The organism is Gordonia sesuvii (assembly GCF_036350415.1).
GTDB lineage: Bacteria > Actinomycetota > Actinomycetes > Mycobacteriales > Mycobacteriaceae > Gordonia > Gordonia sesuvii.
Map to the genome: position 1 here is coordinate 190,580 of NZ_JAZDUF010000003.1, position 18,845 is coordinate 209,424.

The 18,845-nt window shown below is 67.1% G+C and carries 17 protein-coding genes; 10 read left to right on the top strand and 7 right to left on the bottom strand.

Annotated features, from left to right (window positions below; translation table 11 throughout):
* Positions 1–82: 82 nt before the first annotated feature.
* The 7 genes from rplO to VZC37_RS11865 form a co-directional block, all read right to left on the bottom strand.
* Positions 83–523, bottom strand: a complete 441-nt coding sequence (gene rplO, locus VZC37_RS11835) for a 50S ribosomal protein L15 (RefSeq protein ID WP_330432697.1) — start codon at positions 521–523, stop codon at positions 83–85.
* On the bottom strand, positions 523–705 hold the full coding sequence (gene rpmD, locus VZC37_RS11840; protein WP_330432698.1) for a 50S ribosomal protein L30: 183 nt from the start codon (positions 703–705) through the stop codon (positions 523–525). Before rpmD ends, rplO begins: the two co-directional genes overlap by 1 nt.
* A gap of 5 nt (positions 706–710) precedes the next feature.
* Positions 711–1,358 carry a 30S ribosomal protein S5 gene (gene rpsE / locus VZC37_RS11845; protein WP_330432699.1) on the bottom strand — a complete coding sequence of 216 codons (648 nt, stop codon included), beginning with the start codon at positions 1,356–1,358 and terminating at the stop codon, positions 711–713.
* 46 nt (positions 1,359–1,404) lie between these two features.
* Positions 1,405–1,809 carry a 50S ribosomal protein L18 gene (gene rplR / locus VZC37_RS11850; protein WP_330432700.1) on the bottom strand — a complete coding sequence of 135 codons (405 nt, stop codon included), beginning with the start codon at positions 1,807–1,809 and terminating at the stop codon, positions 1,405–1,407.
* A 3-nt stretch (positions 1,810–1,812) separates the two neighbouring features.
* Positions 1,813–2,349: a 50S ribosomal protein L6 gene (gene rplF / locus VZC37_RS11855; RefSeq protein WP_330432701.1), complete on the bottom strand. Its 537-nt coding sequence runs from the start codon at positions 2,347–2,349 to the stop codon at positions 1,813–1,815.
* An 11-nt stretch (positions 2,350–2,360) separates the two neighbouring features.
* Complete coding sequence (gene rpsH / locus VZC37_RS11860; RefSeq protein WP_330432702.1) at positions 2,361–2,759, bottom strand: 30S ribosomal protein S8; 399 nt, start codon at positions 2,757–2,759, stop codon at positions 2,361–2,363.
* A gap of 413 nt (positions 2,760–3,172) precedes the next feature.
* Positions 3,173–3,850, bottom strand: coding sequence for a hypothetical protein (locus tag VZC37_RS11865; RefSeq protein ID WP_330432703.1), 678 nt, complete (start codon positions 3,848–3,850; stop codon positions 3,173–3,175).
* Positions 3,851–4,009: 159 nt separating this feature from the next.
* Here VZC37_RS11865 and VZC37_RS11870 point away from each other — a divergent pair, with 159 nt between their 5' ends.
* The 10 genes from VZC37_RS11870 (at position 4,010) to VZC37_RS11915 (ending at position 18,824) form a co-directional block, all read left to right on the top strand.
* Positions 4,010–5,113: a PQQ-dependent sugar dehydrogenase gene (locus VZC37_RS11870; protein ID WP_330433132.1), complete on the top strand. Its 1,104-nt coding sequence runs from the start codon at positions 4,010–4,012 to the stop codon at positions 5,111–5,113.
* Between the two features lie 76 nt (positions 5,114–5,189).
* A complete protein-coding gene (locus VZC37_RS11875; RefSeq protein ID WP_330432704.1) occupies positions 5,190–5,519 on the top strand; it encodes a cupin domain-containing protein in 330 nt (109 codons plus the stop codon).
* A gap of 114 nt (positions 5,520–5,633) precedes the next feature.
* The gene (locus tag VZC37_RS11880) at positions 5,634–9,359 is read left to right on the top strand and encodes a nitrate reductase subunit alpha (RefSeq protein ID WP_330432705.1); all 3,726 of its coding nucleotides are present in this window, start codon (positions 5,634–5,636) and stop codon (positions 9,357–9,359) included.
* Entirely contained in the window at positions 9,359–11,023 is a 1,665-nt protein-coding gene (narH, locus tag VZC37_RS11885; RefSeq protein ID WP_330432706.1) for a nitrate reductase subunit beta, read from the top strand. The genes VZC37_RS11880 and narH overlap by 1 nt, the downstream gene beginning before the upstream one ends.
* Positions 11,020–11,700 (top strand): nitrate reductase molybdenum cofactor assembly chaperone, encoded by a 681-nt coding sequence (gene narJ, locus VZC37_RS11890; RefSeq protein ID WP_330432707.1) that lies wholly within the window; start codon positions 11,020–11,022, stop codon positions 11,698–11,700. The genes narH and narJ overlap by 4 nt, the downstream gene beginning before the upstream one ends.
* 5 nt (positions 11,701–11,705) lie before the next feature.
* Positions 11,706–12,449 carry a respiratory nitrate reductase subunit gamma gene (gene narI / locus VZC37_RS11895; RefSeq protein WP_330432708.1) on the top strand — a complete coding sequence of 248 codons (744 nt, stop codon included), beginning with the start codon at positions 11,706–11,708 and terminating at the stop codon, positions 12,447–12,449.
* A 27-nt stretch (positions 12,450–12,476) separates the two neighbouring features.
* On the top strand, positions 12,477–13,697 hold the full coding sequence (locus VZC37_RS11900; protein ID WP_330432709.1) for a nitrate/nitrite transporter: 1,221 nt from the start codon (positions 12,477–12,479) through the stop codon (positions 13,695–13,697).
* A 110-nt stretch (positions 13,698–13,807) separates the two neighbouring features.
* Positions 13,808–14,920, top strand: a complete 1,113-nt coding sequence (locus tag VZC37_RS11905) for an endonuclease domain-containing protein (protein WP_330432710.1) — start codon at positions 13,808–13,810, stop codon at positions 14,918–14,920.
* On the top strand, positions 14,917–15,579 hold the full coding sequence (locus VZC37_RS11910) for a MarR family transcriptional regulator (protein WP_330432711.1): 663 nt from the start codon (positions 14,917–14,919) through the stop codon (positions 15,577–15,579). Before VZC37_RS11905 ends, VZC37_RS11910 begins: the two co-directional genes overlap by 4 nt.
* Positions 15,579–18,824: a helicase HerA domain-containing protein gene (locus tag VZC37_RS11915; protein ID WP_330432712.1), complete on the top strand. Its 3,246-nt coding sequence runs from the start codon at positions 15,579–15,581 to the stop codon at positions 18,822–18,824. The genes VZC37_RS11910 and VZC37_RS11915 overlap by 1 nt, the downstream gene beginning before the upstream one ends.
* Positions 18,825–18,845: the final 21 nt, after the last annotated feature.

The window sequence follows — 18,845 nt, forward strand, 5'->3', positions numbered from 1 at the left end:
GCAATGGTCGGCCCCGAACAGCGAGACCGCCGGAGGTCGGCAGCGTGTGAGCACTGCCGACCGCCGACGGAATCAAGGCGATTCAGAGTTCGGTGACGCTGCCACCGGCAGCGGCGATCTTCTCCTTGGCCGAAGCCGTGAACTTGTTGGCGGTGACGTCGACCTTGACGCCGAGTTCCCCGTCGCCGAGGACCTTGACGAGCTGGTTCTTACGAACCGCACCGGCCGCGACGAGCTCGTCGACGCCGATGGTGCCGCCCTGCGGGAACAGCTTGGCGATGTCGCCGACGTTGACGACCTGGTACTCGACCCGGTTGTTGTTCTTGAAGCCCTTGAGCTTCGGCAGACGCATGTGAATCGGCATCTGGCCACCCTCGAAGGCAGCGGGGACGTTCTTGCGTGCCTTGGTGCCCTTGGTGCCGCGGCCCGCGGTCTTGCCCTTCGAGCCCTCACCGCGACCCACACGGGTCTTGTCGGTCTTCGCGCCCTCCGCGGGGCGAAGATGATGGAGCTTGATTGTCATTACTTGACCTCTTCGACTGTCACGAGGTGCCGCACGGCATTGATCAGGCCGCGGTTGATCGGCGTGTCCTCACGGGTGACGGTCTGGCGGACGCCCTTGAGTCCGAGGGTCCGCAGGCTGTCACGCTGGTTGCTCTTGGTCCCGATGGTGCTTTTCACCTGGGTGATCTTGAGTTCTGCCATGGTGATCAGACTCCCTGTCCGGCGCGGGCGCGGAGCATGCCGGCCGGCGCGACGTCTTCGATCGGCAGACCACGACGTGCGGCGACCTCTTCGGGACGCTGCAGCATCTTCAGCGCGGCAACGGTCGCGTGAACGACGTTGATCGCGTTGTCGCTGCCGAGGCTCTTGGCGAGCACGTCGTGCACGCCCGCGCACTCGAGCACGGCACGCACCGCGCCACCGGCGATCACACCGGTACCGGGGCTGGCCGGGCGGAGCATCACGACACCGGCGGCGGCCTCACCCTGGACGGGGTGGGTCACGGTGCCGGCGATCAGCGGCACGCGGAAGAAGTTCTTGCGAGCCTCTTCGACGCCCTTCTGGATCGCGGCCGGGACTTCCTTGGCCTTGCCATAGCCGACACCGACCATGCCCTGGCCGTCGCCGACCACCACGAGAGCGGTGAAGGAGAAGCGACGGCCACCCTTCACCACCTTGGAGACACGGTTGATGGTGACCACGCGCTCGAGCTGGTTGCGCTCCTCGCGGTCACGTCCGCCACGGTCGTCGCGACGGCCGCGTCCGCGGCGCTGGTCGCGCTGATCGTTGCCGGCGGCGGTGTTGTTGTCGTTTCCGGCGGGTCCGTTTCCGCCGTCACGCTGACGTCCGGGCATCAGAGGTTCCCTCCGGTCATGTTGGTCGTGCTGGTGTAGATGGTCATCAGAAGGTCAGGCCTCCCTCGCGGGCGGCGTCGGCGAGCGCGGCGATCCGTCCGTGGTAGTCCTTGCCGCCACGGTCGAACACGACGGTCTCGACCCCGGCTGCCTTGGCGCGGGCGGCGATCAGCTCGCCGACCTTGCGGGCCTGGGCGGTCTTGTCGCCGTCGACCGAACGCACGTCGGCCTCGATGGACGACGCGGCGGCCAGCGTCTTGCCGGCCAGGTCGTCGATCAGCTGCACGTGGATGTGACGCGAGCTGCGCTTGACCGAGAGGCGCGGACGCTGCGGCGTGCCGTCGACCTTCTTGCGGAGCCGGAAGTGCCGGTTCGCGGTCGCCTTGCGACGGCGGGTCGACACGTCCTTGCCGAGGGGCTTGCGAACGGTTTTGGTTGCGGTGTCACTCATGGCTTACTTACCCGTCTTTCCGACCTTGCGACGGATCTGCTCACCCTCGTAACGAATGCCCTTGCCCTTGTAGGGGTCCGGACGACGCAGGCGGCGGATGTTCGCCGAGATCTGGCCGACTTGCTGCTTGTCGATACCCGAGATCGAGAACTTCGTGGGCGATTCCACGGCGAAGGAGATGCCTTCGGGCGCCTCGATCGGCACCGGGTGGCTGTAGCCGAGGGCGAACTCGAGGTCACTGCCCTTGGCCTGCACGCGGTAGCCGACACCGAAGATCTCCATCTTCGTGGTGTAGCCCTGCGTGACGCCGATGACGAGGTTGTTCACCAGCGTGCGGCTGAGGCCGTGCAGGGAACGGTTGCGACGCTCGTCGTTCGGCCGGCTGACAACGATCTCGTTGTCTTCCTTGGCGACGGTGATCGGCTCCGCGACGGTGACGCTCAGTTCACCCTTGGGGCCCTTCACCTTGACGTCCTGGCCGTCGATCGTGACGTCGACGCCAGTGGGGATCTGGATGGGATGCTTTCCGATACGCGACATGTGAGGCTCCCTTACCAGACGTAAGCGAGGACTTCGCCGCCCACGCCCTGGTTGGCTGCCTGGCGGTCGGTGAGCAGACCCGACGACGTGGAGATGATGGCCACGCCGAGGCCGCCCAGCACCTTGGGCAGGTTGGTGGACTTTGCATACACCCGCAGACCCGGCTTCGACACGCGACGCAGACCAGCGATGCTGCGCTCACGGCTCGGGCCGTACTTCAGGGAGACGACGAGGTTCTTGCCGATCTCCGCATCTTCGGTGCGGTAGTCGGTGATGTAGCCCTCGCGCTTGAGGATCTCGGCGATGTTCACCTTGATCTTCGACGACGGCAGGGTCACCTCGTCGTGGAACGCCGAGTTGGCGTTACGCAGACGTGTCAAGAAGTCTGCGATCGGGTCAGTCATGGTCATGGTTGACCGTCAACCTTTCTCGTAGCGGTTCCCATACAGCGCCGGACGCGGGAAAATGATCCCTGACCTGCGGTGGGCCTTCCACGAAGTGGATAGTTGTGCATAAGGTTCTCGCCGCCGATGCCCTTGGCTCTTCACCGGCACCGGCGACTATTCTGTTGTGATGGCGAGCCCGCAGAGCGCAGGCAACCGTTCAAGTGTAGAGAATTGGCTGGCCAGACCCAAATCGATGCGGAATGGTCCTCGCGGGGGGCGTTGGCGGGTTCGGGTCACCGGGTTTCGATACGCGCCGGCTCGCAAGCTCGCGCGGCGCTACTCAACCAGCAGAGGTACCCCACCCCCACACCGGTGATCGGCCACCCCCACTCGCTGATCGAGTAGCCGGCGAGCGGCAGCGAGTCGGTGTATCGAGATCAACCGGCGGAGAAATCGAAGTCGTAGCGCGACGTCGGCACCACGTCGAGGTTACGGTCGGCCCCGAACCGCACGACGCTCTCCAGCATCCGCGTCATCCGTCGCTCCAGTTCCGCCTGGTCTCCCCCGCTGCCGTAGAACGCGTGCATGTCGGCGACTGCGGCCATCGGGAACAGTTCCTCCACGATCGCGTCGACGAGCGGGGCATCCGGGGTCAGCGGCTCGTCGACGACGTTCTGGACGTACCCGAACGTCGCCTGGGTCTCGATGGCGACCTGGGTGTGTTCCTCCAACCAGATCCGCAACCACTCGGCCCGGGCCAGGTCACCCGGCCGGCGCAGGAACGCGACGTTCGCCAGGGCGTCGACCCGACTACCGTCACCCGCAGTCGCGTACGTCAGGGGCACGCGTTCTGTCACCGACCAGGCGGCCGGCGCGACGCAGCACTGCCGCAGCGCATCGAGGACAGGCTCCGGGTCCGCTCCCCAGACGCTCACAACCGCATCGATCGGCGGGTCGAGCTCGCTGATCCGCATCGCGCCGTCGACGTCGACGTCGTCGACGTTGATCTGCAATCTGCGTGCCCCCGAGGCTCGACACACCGCGATCAGTTCGGGGTCGAGCAGTCGCGGCCGGTCCTCGAGGCCACGCAACGCAATCATCGTCTTGTCCGGCATCCGCGAACCGTAGCGCCGTGTGCCGCAGCGGGCCCCGCTTTCACCGATCTCGCGCGCCGTTCGATCGTCCGCGCGCGTGGCTTCACGCGCGGACGATCGGTGGGCGCGCGAGGTCTGACGTTCCTGCACGAGTCGGGCGATTCGGGCACCATCGATGACGTGGATCGCCGACAGTTCCTGACCGCGGGCGCGCTGGCCGGTCTCTCCGTGTGGGTGGCCTCGTGCGCGGACGCCGAGCAAACCGCGTCACCGTCCACCCCCGCATCTTCGCCCGATCCCGGGACACCGGCCGCACAGGCAACCGAACCCACGGTGTCCGGCATCGTCGCCGAGGGCCTGAACGTGCCGTGGGCGATCGCGTTTCTGCGGGACGGCTCCGCGCTGGTGACCCAGCGCGACGACGCCACGATCGTGCGGGTCTCCCCGAACGGCGACGTCGCCACCGTCGGCGACGTGTCGGACGCCGCACCGCGCGGTGAGGGTGGCCTGCAGGGTATTGCACTGACCCCGAACGAGGACGCGGTCGTCGTCTATTACACGACCGAGAACGACAACCGACTCGTCCGGATGGACTTCGACGGCAACCGGGTCTCGAATCCACGCCCGCTGATCACCGGTCTCGACATGGCGTTCAATCACCACGGCGGCCCGATCGTCCGGGGACCGGACGGCTACCTCTACGTCGCCGTCGGCGATGCGGCCGACCCTGATGTCGCCCAAGATGTCAACGCGCTGAACGGCAAGATTCTCCGGGTCGACGACGACGGCCGGCCGGCGCCGGAGAACCCGTTCGACAACGAGGTCTGGTCGATGGGCCACCGAAACAACGAGGGGCTGGCCTTCGACGCCTCGGGTCGGTTGTGGGCCAGCGAGTTCGGACAGGACCGACGCGACGAACTGAACCTGATCGAACGGGGCGGCAACTACGGCTGGCCCGAGTTCGAAGGGGAGTCCGACGATCCCCGCTTCATCTCCCCGGCCGCCACCTGGACGACGGATGAGGCCTCACCTGCAGGACTCGCGATCATCGGGGACACCGCCTACATGGCCGCGCTGCGGGGGCGGCGGCTGTGGACGATCCCGCTCGGGGACGGGTCGTCGAGTGCTGTCGGACAACCACGGAGTCTGTTCACCGACACCTACGGACGTCTGCGTGCCGTCGCCGCGGCGCCCGACGGGTCGTTGTGGGTGAGCACCAGCAACACCGATGGTCGTGGTCGACCGGAGGACGGGGACGATCGGATTCTGCGGGTCACGGTCTGAGCCGGGCCGCGAACCACACGTATCACTTCGCCCGGAAACCGCGCTCGCGGCCGATCACGGTGCCAGAGTTGACGGCATGGATGCCACACACCTGCCCGAACTCGTCGACCAGCTCCTCACCTCCGCACATTCGGCTCGCAGCGGTCGCGCCGCGCAGACGCTCTACGGCAGCGCCGACCACCACCTGCGTCAGACTGTCATCGCTCTTGTTGCGGGGCACCGGCTCACCGACCACGAAAGTCCCGGGGAGGCAAGCCTTCAGGTCCTGCGCGGCCATGTCACGCTGACCACTGCGAACGGCAGCTGGGAAGGTGTCGACGGGGACCTGGTCGTGATTCCGCCCGAACGTCACGGACTTGCCGCGCAACAGGATTCGGTCGTGTTGTTGACCGTGGTGACGAGCTGACCTCGGACCGCGACAAACCTCACACGCAGTCAGGGACGATGTGAGGTCATCACGTTCATGCACTGAATTCCCGCATTTCACGAAACGGCGACCGAACAATCGTATCGTCGGGACATGGCCCGATCATCGGGGGTGGACGGTGAAGCGGCGAAGGCTCTGCTGGACGTAGGCAGATTCTTCACCCGGTGGGACGAGACGGACGACGGCCGTGCGGTGTTCCGTCGCGGCGGACGCGCCGGTGACGTGTTCTATCGCGACCGGTGGAGTCACGACAAGGTGGTCCGATCAACCCACGGAGTCAATTGCACCGGATCCTGTTCCTGGAAGGTCTATGTCAAGGACGGGATCATCACCTGGGAGACCCAGGAGACCGACTACCCGTCCGTCGGCCCGGATCGTCCCGAGTACGAGCCGCGGGGATGCCCACGAGGCGCGGCCTTTTCGTGGTACACCTACTCGCCCACCCGCGTCCGGTACCCATACGCCCGCGGCGTCCTGGTCGAGATGTTCCGGGAGGCCAAGGGGCGCCTGGGGGATCCGGTCCTGGCGTGGGCCGACGTCGTCGGCGACCCGCTGCGGCGGCGGTCGTACCAGCAGGCGCGCGGTAAAGGCGGTCTCGTACGGGTCTCCTGGGATGAGGCCATCGAGATCGCGGCCGCCGCACATGTGCACACCATCAAGACCTACGGTCCCGACCGATGCACGGGCTTCTCCCCCATCCCGGCGATGTCGATGGTGTCGCACTGCGTGGGCACCCGGTTCATCCAGTTGATCGGCGGCGTGATGACGTCGTTCTACGACTGGTACGCCGACCTCCCGGTGGCCAGCCCACAGGTCTTCGGCGACCAGACCGACGTCCCGGAATCGGGTGACTGGTGGGACGCGACATACCTGATGATGTGGGGTTCCAACGTCCCGGTCACCCGCACGCCGGACGCGCACTGGATGGCCGAGGTGCGCTATCGCGGGACCAAGGTAGTGACCGTGAGCCCCGACTACGCGGACAACACCAAGTTCGCCGACGAGTGGTTGCCCGCGCAGGCCGGAACCGATGCGGCGCTGGCCATGGCGATGGGGCACGTGATCCTCACCGAGTACTTCGTCGCGCAGCGCACGCCGTTCTTCGACGACTACGTCCGCAAGTACACCGACCTGCCGTTCCTGATCCACCTCGACGAGCACACCGTCGACGACGCCGGTGAGAGCGTCGGCGCGACACACGTTCCCGGAAAGTTCGTGACCGCCGACGAGGTGACCGACAGCGTCGCGGACGAGGACGTCTGGAAGACCGTGCTGCTGGACGAGCGCACCGGTGAGCCGGTGGTTCCCAACGGGTCCATGGGTTTCCGGTACGCCGAGTCCGGCGTCGGGCGCTGGAATCTCGATCTCGAAGGCGTGACACCCACTCTCAGCCTGTACGGCGACGACGCCGAGACGGTGGAGGTGTCATTCCCCGCCTTCGACTCCCCCGACGGCAGCGGCACGGTGCTCCGCCGCGGCGTCCCCGCCCGACGCATCCGGGGCCACCTGGTCACCACGGTGTTCGACCTCATGCTCGCGCAGTACGGGGTGGCCCGCGACGGTCTGCCCGGCGAGTGGCCCAGTGGCTACGACGACGCCACCACGCCGTATACCCCTGCCTGGCAGGCCGAGATCACCAGCGTGCCGGCCGAGGCCGCAATCCGGGTCGCACGGGAGTTCGCCACCAACGCCGACGAATCCGACGGCCGCTCGATGATCATCATGGGTGCCGGTATCTGCCAGTGGTTCCACGGGGACGCAACCTATCGGGCGATCTTGTCGCTGCTCATCCTCACCGGATGCATGGGCCGTAACGGCGGCGGGTGGGCGCACTATGTCGGCCAGGAGAAGTGCCGGCCCATCACCGGCTGGATCTCCCTGGCCAACGCCTTGGACTGGACCCGCCCGCCGCGAACCATGACCGGGACGTCGTACTGGTACATGCACACCGACCAGTGGCGCAACGACGGCTACTCCACCGGGTCGCTGACCTCTCCGCTCGCCCGCGGCGTACTCGGTGAGCAGCACACCGCCGACGCCATCGCACAGGCTGCACGTCTGGGGTGGATGCCGTTCTACCCCCAGTTCTCCGCCAACCCGCTCGACGTCGCCGCGGCGGCCGACGCCGCCGTCGGGGACGGCAGCGCCGAGAACGTGGGAAGCTATGTGGCGCAACAGCTCACCTCAGGTGGCTTGACGCCGTCGATCTCCGACATCGACGCCCCGGAGAACTGGCCTCGCACGCTGGTGCTCTGGCGCTCCAATCTGATGGGATCGTCGGCCAAGGGCAACGAGTACTTCCTCCGCCATCTGCTGGGCACTCACCACAACGTGCTCGGCGACGAGAATCCCAACACCCCGCGCCCCCGCGACGTCACCTGGCACGACGAGGCACCTGAGGGCAAACTCGACCTGCTGATGTCGGCGGACTTCCGGATGACCTCGACCACGCTGCTGTCCGACGTGGTGTTCCCCGCCGCCACCTGGTACGAGAAGCACGATCTGTCCTCGACCGACATGCATCCGTTCGTGCACGCCTTCTCACCGGCGATCGACCCGCCGTGGGAGGCCAAGACCGACTTCGAGATGTTCCACCTGCTCGCGCAGAAGTTGTCCGACCTGGCGCGCACCCATCTCGGCGTGCGCCGCGACCTGGTCAGCGTCCCGCTGCAACACGACACCCCCGGCGAGACCGCCCAACCGCACGGCCGGGTGATGGATTGGTGGCACGGCGATACGCCGGCGCGCCCCGGCCGCAACATGCCGGTCTTCAGCGTCGTCGAGCGCGACTACACGGCGATCGCCGACAAACTCGCCGCGATCGGCCCGCTGGCCGACTCGTTGGGTTTCACCGTCAAGAACATCACGTACGACCTGCCCGAGCAGACGGCGAAACTCGCCGACTCCAACGGGGTCATGCTCGGCGGTGCCGCCGACGGCCGTCCGGCGATCGACACCGACGAGAAACTCGCCGAGGCCATCCTGACGCTGTCCGGGACCACCAACGGCGAACTGGCCGTCAACGGATTCCGCAAACTCCAGCAGCGCGTGGGCTTCCTGCTCGACGACCTGGCCCGGGGGTCCGAGGAGAAGCGGGTCCGGTTCGCCGACACGCAGCAGGCACCCGTGCCGGTGATCACCTCCCCCGAGTGGTCCGGATCGGAGACCGGCGGACGCCGCTACGCTCCGTTCACGGTGAACATCGAGCGCCTCAAGCCCTTTCACACGCTGACCGGCCGGATGCACTTCTACCTCGATCACGACTGGATGATCGACATCGGCGAGTCGCTGCCCATCTATCGCCCACCGCTGGACATGCATCGCCTCTTCGGCGAACCGAAGTTGGGACCGGATGGGAGCAAGCAGATCACGGTCCGCTACCTGACCCCGCATTCCAAATGGTCGATCCACTCCGAGTATCAGGACAACCTCTTCATGCTGTCGCTGTCGCGCGGCGGGCCCACCGCCTGGCTCAGCCCCGATGACGCCGCCTCGATCGACGTGTCCGACAACGACTGGATCGAATGCGTCAACGCCAACGGCGTCATCGTGTGCCGAGCGATCGTCAGTCACCGGATGCCGGCCGGCGTGTGTTACGTCCACCATGCCCAGGAACGCACGATCGACGTCCCGAAGTCGGAGGCGACCGGACGTCGCGGCGGCATCCACAACTCGGTCACCCGACTGCTGGTCAAGCCCAGCCACATGATCGGCGGCTACGCCCAGTTGTCCTACGCCTTCAACTATCTGGGCCCGGCCGGCAACCAGCGCGACATGGTCTCGACGATACGCAAGCGGAGCCAGGAGGTGACCTACTGATGCGCGTGATGGCCCAGATGGGCATGGTGATGAACCTGGACAAGTGCATCGGATGCCACACCTGTTCGGTCACCTGCAAGCAGGCCTGGACCAATCGGGCAGGCACCGAGTACGTCTGGTTCAACAATGTGGAAACCCGCCCGGGGCAGGGCTATCCGCGACGATACGAGGATCAGGAGCAGTGGCGCGGCGGCTGGACGCTGAACAAACGCGGCCGGCTGCGGCTGCGCACCGGTGGTCGTCTGCAGAAGTTGTTGACGCTGTTCGCCAGCCCCGTCCAACCGACCCTCGACGACTACTACGAGCCGTGGACCTACGACTACCAGACGCTCGTGGACGCACCACTCGGCGACGACTTCCCCGTCGCCCGCCCGAAGTCGCTGATCACCGGCGAGGACACCAAGGTCACCTGGTCGGCCAACTGGGACGACAACCTCGGCGGCGCACCGGAGATGGGCGCGCTGGACCCGATCGTGGCGAAGCTGCGCCGCGAGTCCGAGGATGCGATCAAGTTCAGCTTCGAACAGACCTTCATGTTCTACCTGCCGCGGATCTGCGAACACTGCCTCAACCCGTCCTGCATGGCGTCGTGTCCCTCCGGTGCGATCTACAAGCGATCCGAGGACGGCATCGTGCTGGTCGACCAGGACCGGTGCCGCGGTTGGCGACAGTGCATCACCGGCTGTCCCTACAAGAAGATCTACTTCAACCACAAGTCCGGCAAGGCCGAGAAGTGCACCTTCTGTTATCCGCGGGTGGAGGTCGGGCTACCCACCGTGTGCTCGGAGACCTGCGTCGGGCGGCTGCGCTACCTGGGTCTGTTCCTCTACGACGCCGACGCCGTCACCGACGCGGCATCGACCCCCGACGAACAGGACCTCTACCAAGCCCAGCTCGACCTCATGCTCGATCCGGAAGATCCCGAGGTCATCAAGGCGGCACGCGCACAAGGCATCCCGGACGACTGGCTGGACGCGGCACGTCGGTCACCGGTGTACGCGCTCGCCAAGAAATACCGCGTCGCACTGCCCCTGCATCCGGAGTACCGCACCATGCCGATGGTCTGGTACGTGCCACCGCTCTCACCCATCGTCGATCTGCTCACCGAACAGGGCCACGACGGCGAGAGTCACCGAAACCTGTTCGGCGCCATCGACAGTCTGCGCATCCCGGTCGACTACCTCGCCGAGCTGTTCACCGCGGGCGACACCGCGGTCATCGAGAACGTGCTGCGCAAACTCGCGGCCATGCGCGCCTACATGCGCGATGTCACGCTGGGCCGCGAGCTCGACGCGTCGATCCCCGCAGCGGTCGGGATGAGCGAGGAGCAGATCTACCGCATGTACCGGTTGATGGCGATCGCCAAGTACGAGGAGCGGTACGTGATCCCCACGGCTCATCTCGAGCAGGCACACGATCTCGAGGAGATGGGCTGCTCACTGGACTACGACGACGGACCGGGAATGTTCGAGTCGTCGGCGTTCGGGGAGGCCAGCGGCCGCCCGGCACCGGTGTCCGTGGAGACATTCCACGCTCTGAAACAACGCCAGACCACCGACACCGCAGCGGGTTCCGAGACATTGGCCGGACGCACCAATCTGCTGAACTGGGACGGCAACGGTGCACCCGACGGCCTGTTCCCGCGGCGATCGGAACGCACATGAGGCTGCGGCGATCTCGCGGCTCCGACCGGGCCGTGATCCTCCAGGCGGCATCGGTGTGCCTGAGCTATCCCGACGACGACGTACTCGCGATGATGCCGCTGCTCGATGCCGCGCTCACCGAGCAACCCGACGGTGACGCCGCTTCGTGTCAGCTCCGCGAGTTCGTCGCGTACGTCCGCGAGACCGATCCGATGCCGTTGCGGCAGCAGTACATCGACACATTCGACCTGTCGCGCAAGCACACCCTCTATCTCACGTACTGGTCGGCAGGCGACACCCGCCGTCGCGGCGCGATGCTCGGCGAGTTCAAACAGCGATACCGCGACGGCGGGTTCCTCGTCGACCTGCGCGGCGAACTGCCCGACCATCTGCCGATCGTGTTGGAGTTCGCCGCACGCGTCGACCCGCGTGCCGGCACCGACCTCCTCACCGAACACCGGCAGGCGCTCGAACTGTTACGCCTCTCGCTCATCGAACAACAGAGCCGGTACGCCCAGGTCGTCGGCGCCGTCTGCACCACGCTGCCCGGGGTCTCGCCGACCGACCGGCAGGCGGTGATGGCGATGCGTGACGCGCCCACGCCGATCGAGACCGTGGGGCTCGAGCCATTCGACCCCCGCCTACTGCCGATCACTCCCAGCCCCGTCGCACCCGAGTCGATGTCACGAGCGAGGTGATCTGAATGGACGTGCTGCTGTGGGGGGTGCTGCCATACGTCACACTGCTGTTGCTGATCGGCGGCACCATCTGGCGCTACCGCTACGACAAGTTCGGTTGGACCACACGCTCATCCGAGCTGTACGAGTCCCGCCTGCTGCGCATCGGCTCACCGCTGTTCCATTTCGGCATCCTCGTCGTGATCATCGGGCACGCAATGGGTCTGGTCATCCCGGAAGGGTGGACCGACGCGATCGGTGTGTCCGAGCACATGTACCACATCGTCGCGGCCGGCTTCGGCCTCGTCGCGGGTGTCGCCACCCTCGGCGGGCTGGCCATCCTCATCTATCGCCGCAGACGGACCGGACCGGTGTTCATGGCGACCACCACCAACGACAAGGTGATGTACGTCGTGCTGACCGCCGCCCTGGTGCTCGGCGTCTACATCACCCTCATCGGGACATTGCCCGACGCCGAGGGCGTCAACTACCGCGAGACCGTCTCGCCGTGGTTCCGGTCGATCTTCCTGTTGCAACCCGACATCGACGCGATGAACGCGGCCCCGTTCCGGTTCCACATCCACATCCTCGTCGGGATGCTCGTGTTCGCCATGGTGCCGTTCACCCGGCTCGTCCACGCCTTCACCGCGCCGGTGCACTACCTGTTCCGGCCCTACATCGTCTACCGGAGCCGCGACATCGCCGACGCACCCGGTAGCCGTTCGTCCCGCCCCGGTTGGGCGCCCGTCGGAACGAAGGATCGTCAGTAACCACCCCACGACGAAGGATCGTCAACGATGACCACCGCAACCAGCAGTCCCGCCGCACTCAAATCGGGCCAGAGTGTGAACCTCGCGCTGGCCACGCTGGCGTTCTGCATCAGCTTCTGGGCGTGGAACCTGATCGCTCCCCTCGGCGTCCGTTACGCCGAGATCATGAACCTGTCGTCGACCGAGAAGTCGATCCTGGTCGCGATCCCCATCGTCGTCGGCTCCGTCGGGCGCATCCTCACCGGCGCGCTCACCGACCGCTACGGCGGCCGGCTCATGTTCCCGGTGCTGCTGGTCGCAACCGCACCGTTCGTCGTACTCGTCGCCGTGGCAGGCGAACTCGGGTCCTACCCGATGATGCTCGTCATCGGCTTCTTCCTCGGCATCTCCGGCACCACCTTCGCCGTCGGCATCCCGTTCGTCAACGCATGGTACGAACCGTCCAAACGTGGATTCGCGACCGGCATCTTCGGCGCGGGCATGGGCGGGACCGCGCTGTCGGCGTTCTTCACCCCACGGTTCGTCGACTGGTTCGGCTACGTCACCACACACGTCATCGTCGCGGTGGCGCTGGTCGCGGTGGCGGTCATCGTGTGGATGTTCATGCACGACTCCCCCGTATGGCAACCCAACCGCGCCGCGGTGACACCCAAGTTGGTTGCCGCCGCAAAACTTCCGATCACCTGGCAGATGTCGTTCCTGTACGCGGCGACGTTCGGTGGGTTCGTCGCGTTCTCCACTTATCTGCCGACGTACCTCAAGGACGTCTACGACTTCGATCTGCAGGCCGCCGGCACCCGAACCGCGGGCTTCGCACTCGCCGCGGTGATCGCACGCCCGATCGGCGGCGTCCTCTCGGACCGATTCGGTCCGCGCATGATCACCTTCATCTCGTGTGCCGGCGCGGCCGTACTCGCGATCTGGATGATCACCGAGCCTCCGCTCGAACTCCCCGCCGGTCTCAACTTCGTGCTGATGGCAGCGTGCATGGGCCTCGGCTCGGGCTCGGTGTTCACCTGGGTGGCACAAGCCGCGCCGGCCGAGCGGGTCGGTTCCGTCACCGGCATCGTCGGCGCCGCCGGCGGGCTCGGCGGCTTCTTCCCGCCGATGGTGATGGGTGCGACCTACAACGCCGAGGAACACAGCTACACGATCGGTCTCACTCTGCTCGTGGTGTTCGCGACCGGAGCAGCGTTGTTCACGCTCTTCGGGATCAAACGACGGGTGGTCCGCGAGTCGCCGACGTAGGCGAGAGTCTTCGACGCACCCCGCCGCACCCCGCCGCACCCCGCCGCGGCTCGAGCGTCGGCTACGTGCCGATGAGCCGCTGTCGGCGCGAAGCGATATATTCCTCACCGATGAAGCCTGTTCCCCCGCCACCGACGGTCGAGGACCGGCTATCGGAACACACCGCGCGAGACGGCTGGATCGCCGGTGCCGCACGGACGGGCCGAGTGGTGCGGCTGGTCGACGTGTATCGCGCAGACATCGATGCTCTGATCGCCGATGTCGGACGCGATCTTCCGGTGATCCTGGCCTACTGTGGCCCGCAGTCGCTGTCGGCCCGTGGCGTCGTCGACGAGATCCTCGACGCGATCGAGCAGATCGTGGTGTCCACGGCACCCGCATGGCTGGGCTTCGACGAATCCGCGGGCATCGACGTCGCGGACGCCGAGGACCGGGCCCGCGACCTGGCCGCGATCGGAGCCGACTATCGGCCCTTCGTCGTCGAACTGGCCCGGGCGGCGGCGACCGGATCACCCTGTCGCTCGCATCAATCACCGGAGCTCCGCGCCCGCGGCCTGGTCCGGCTCCTGCGCCACGGATATGGCCGCGACACCGTGATCCTCGCCGTCACCGCTCCACCGGACCTCGACCGGAACACACAGGATGTCGTGGCCGCAGGCGTCGGCTGGGTCGCCGAGCACGGCGACCTCCCGGTTTGGCTACCGGCCGACACCCTCCCCGACGTGACCCGATGCTCGACGGTCCGCGGCCGTTTCCGCTCGTCGCCGGCGGCCGCGCCCGGGCCCGTTTCCGAACCAGCGGAGCCTTCGCCGCAGGTGATGTCCGCCAGCCGACTCGAGGGCATGCCTGCTCCCCACAGCATCGCCGAGCAGACGTTGGAGCGCGCCCTACGGCGCCACCAATGGGCGCACGACCGGCGATGGAACCGCCGCCTCGACGACATCGATCCGATGGCGCCGACGGCGATCGTGGACGTGCACTGGCCACGTGCCCGGGTGGTCGTCGAGGTCGACGGCGACGACCACCGGCAGCCCGGCAAGTACGCCGCCGACCGCGCCCGGGACAACATCCTGCAACGTCACGGGTTCATCGTGCTCCGCTACCCGAATGCGCAGGTCCTCACCGATGTCGGACTCGTGGTCGACGAGATCCGCCAGGTCCTCGCCGACCGTGTTGTGTCGGCACCCGTCCCAGACCCGGTCACCCGTCCGAGGAGACATTGACGTTGGAACACGTGTCGCTCACGCCATCACAGAGTGCGGTCCTGTTCGTCCTCATGTCGCAGGCCCGCGACGTGCCCAATCCGCAACTGCGTGCGCTGGCGCCCGAACTGACGAAGAAGAGCCGGGAGACGTTGAACGAGCTCGGGCTCATCGACTCCGTGAAGGGACCACGCAACAGCTTCGTACACACCCTCACCGACCGCGGATGGGCCTGGTGCGCACGCGAACTCACCGAAGAACCGCCGAAGGGGGCGCAGCCACCGATCCGGGCGCTGTACGCGGTCATGGCCGGTGTCGGACGATACCTCACCGCCGAGGATCTCCGTCTCCACGAGGTGTTCCGGGCTGAGGTGTTCCGGGCTGAGGAGACTCCGCACACCGAGCAGAACGCGGCATCGCCGCTCGAGGAACGGATCCGCACCGGTTACGCGGATCTGGCCGCCCGACCCGGCGCCTGGGTCACGCTGTCGGCACTACGCGCCGGACTCGACGATGTCGACGCGGCCACTCTCGACACCGCGTTGGTGAACCTGCAGCGCGCACCGGGGGTCAGCCTGATCCCGCAGGAGGATCGTGCGCTGCTCACCGACGCCGACCGTGCGGCGGCTGTCATCGTGGGCACCCAGGCGTGCCACCTTTTTGCCATCGAGGAGCTGTGATGGACGAAACCACCCGGCAGGCAATGGAATCGATCCGGCTCGACTGGGCCGCGACACCCGACGACGTGTGGGGACCGCAGGCACCGCTGCACGTGCCGGGCCTGCACGAGCCCATCGTCGGCGACATCATGCGGGCGTTCGCCGATGCTCAACGCAGCAAGGCCGCCAGTCCGCTCGGTGTCGCCGTGCGCGGACCCGCCGGTGCCGGCAAGACGCATCTCCTCGGCCAGGTCCGCGAACGCGTACAGGATGCCGGCGGCTACTTCTTCCTGGTGAAGCTCCTCGACGGCGAGGACTTCTGGCGCTCGGTCCTCGTCGCCATGTTGGAAGACCTCAGCCGGCCCACCCCGACGCACCGCTCCCAGCTCGCGCAGCTGCTCGATCGGCTCGGACACGCCACCGGCGTCGGCCCGGACGACCTCTCGGCGGTGACGGGCGAGGTCGCCGTGACGCCCGAGATCCTCAACCGGTATGTGACCACCGTCTACACCACCCACTCACGGCACCGTCGGCGCTCCCAGCACATCCTGCGTGCGCTGGTGTTGACCGAGGCCGACGACTTCGCCACCAAGGATCTCGGCGAGGCGTTTCTACATCTCGACGTCGACGACGGAGAAGAGCTGGCGGAGTGGGGAATCCGCAACGCGCGGCTGGGCTACCAGGAGATCGTCGAGAACATCTCGCGCATCGTCGCGTTCGACGGTGCGACCGTCCTCGCCATCGATCAGATCGACACCTTGATCGAGGCGGCGAAGTCGGAGAACCGGCACGACGAGAATTCCGTGGAGAAGGTAGCCCACGGACTGATGTCGATCCGCGAGACGATGAGCCGGACTGCGGCGGTGGTCTCGTCGATCACCGCCGCGTGGGAGTACCTGGAAGCCAATGTCATGGCGTCGGCGATGGACCGCTTTCGCCAGCCGCCGCGGCTGCAGCGTCCCGGTTCGGCAGATTTCGGCCGGGCGTTGCTGGCCAAACGTTTCGCCCCGTGCTTCGCCGAGGCCGACTTCACGCCGCCGTATCCGACATGGCCGGTGACCGATGCCGCGCTGACCGCGTCGGTCGACTTCACGCCGCGAGAACTGATGCGGACCGTGGACCGCCACATCGGGGCATGTCTGCGTGCCGACGTCTTCCGCGAGATGGCGTCGTTGACCACCGACGCCCCGGTCGAACAGGTATCCACCGACGACGAGAAACCCGAACTCACACAACTCGATCAGCGCTTCGCGGAGCTGCTCGCGGCGGCCGACCCATCCCTCGCCCTGACACCGGAGTCGGAGGATCAGACCGTTCCGGTGCTGTTGCAGGCCGGATTCGCCTCGTGGATCGAAGCACTCGGCGACACCGGTGATGCCTTCCGCCAGGACCCCAAGCCCAGTCCCAAAGCCGTGCTCCACGGACGGATCACGCGGATTCTCGATCCCGAGACCGATGCCGAGGAATCGTGGAGCTTCCGAGCTGTCTCGGCGACACACCCACGCTCGGTGCAGGCCCGTCTCGCCAATGCGACGACCGCTGCCGGGCTGTCACTCGGCAGCGCCGCACGCACACTGGTCGTCCTCCGCCGCGACCCCTGGCCGTCGGGGGCGAAGACCGCGGAGATGGTCACCGAACTCCACCAGCGGGGCGGACGGGTCGTCGCCTGGACCGACGACGAGATCAAGATCCTCACCGCCCTCGCGCGGATACGTTCGGAGCGTTCGGAATTCCTCAGCGAATGGACCGCCCGCCGAAACCCCGCCGCTCGTGTCGGTTTCATCGCGGAGATCCTCGAGCCCGCCGCGCGCGCCGTGCCGCCCGCCGGGACGGGCGACGACCTCGGCCGGACCGACCAGCCGGCACGACACGAACGTCCGCGGGGCCGTTCCGCCGTCACGCCGGTTCGCAGCGGCGACCGCTACGCGGTGTCCGCGCTCAGCGAGTCGGCGACGAGTGTCGTACTCGGCGCCGCCGCACGCCCCGCCGCGCGGCCGCCTGCGCCGGCAGTCGGTGGCGACGCCGAGGTCGGAACGATCACCGTGGGCGCAGAGGTCGGGTCGCGACGTCCGGTCACCGTCGCACTCGAGGCCCTGCGTAAACACACCGCGATCTTCGCCGGTTCCGGTTCCGGCAAGACCGTCCTGATCCGACGGATCATCGAAGAGTGTGCGCTGCAGGGTGTCTCGTCGATCGTGTTGGATGTGAACAACGACCTGTCGCGGCTCGGCTCGGCATGGCCGGACGACGAGCGCACGTGGGCCGACGACGCGGAACGCGACAAGGCCGCCGACTACATCGCCGGGACCGAGGTCGCCGTGTTCACCCCGGGCCGTTCGTCGGGCCGTCCGTTGAGCTTTCGCCCGCTCCCGGATCTGAGTGAGGTCGCCGACGACGCCGACGAGTTCGAGGCGGCCGTGGAAGCGGCGACTGCCGGACTCATCCCCCGGGCGATGGTCGGCGGCAAGACCGCCAAGGCCACGCAGTCACGAGCCGTGTTGATGGACTCTCTGCGCTATTTCGGTCGACGGCACTCCGGCGGGATCGTCGAGTTCATCGACCTGCTGACCGACCTGCCCGACGACGTCAGCGGGTTGCGGGAGGCACGGCGCTACGCCGCCGAGATGGCCGAGAACCTCAAGGCCGCACGCGCATACGATCCGCTCTTCGGCGGCACCGGGGCTCCCGCGGACCCCGCGGTCCTGCTCACACCGTCTCCCGGTTATCGCGCCCGCGTCTCGGTGATCAACCTCTCCGCACTGGCCAGCGACGACAAGCGGCAGAACTTCGTCAATGAATTGCAGATGGCGCTGTTCGCGTGGATCAAGAAACACCCGGCCGACGGGCGGCCGCTCGGCGGACTCTTCGTGATGGACGAAGCGCAGAACTATGCGCCGTCTGACCGTGGCACCGCCTGCCTGCAGAGCACGTTGGCGCTGGTGTCGCAGGCACGCAAGTACGGACTCGGCCTGGTGTTCGCGACGCAGGCACCCAAGGGCCTCAACGCCAAGATCCCCGGCAATTCCGCCACGCAGTTCTTCGGCATGCTCAATGCGCCTGTGCAGATCGCGACCGCGCAGGAGATCGCCCGCGCGAAGGGCAGTTCGATCGGCGATGTCGGTCGCCTGAGCACGGGCGTGTTCTACGTGGCGCGCGAGGGCGCCGGGTTCACCAAGGTGACGACCCCGCTCTGCTTGAGCCATCACCCGCAGAGTCCGCCCACCGAGGACGAGGTGGTCGGGATCGCGCAGCGATCGGCGGGCTGATCCGCGCTACGCCGATCGCTG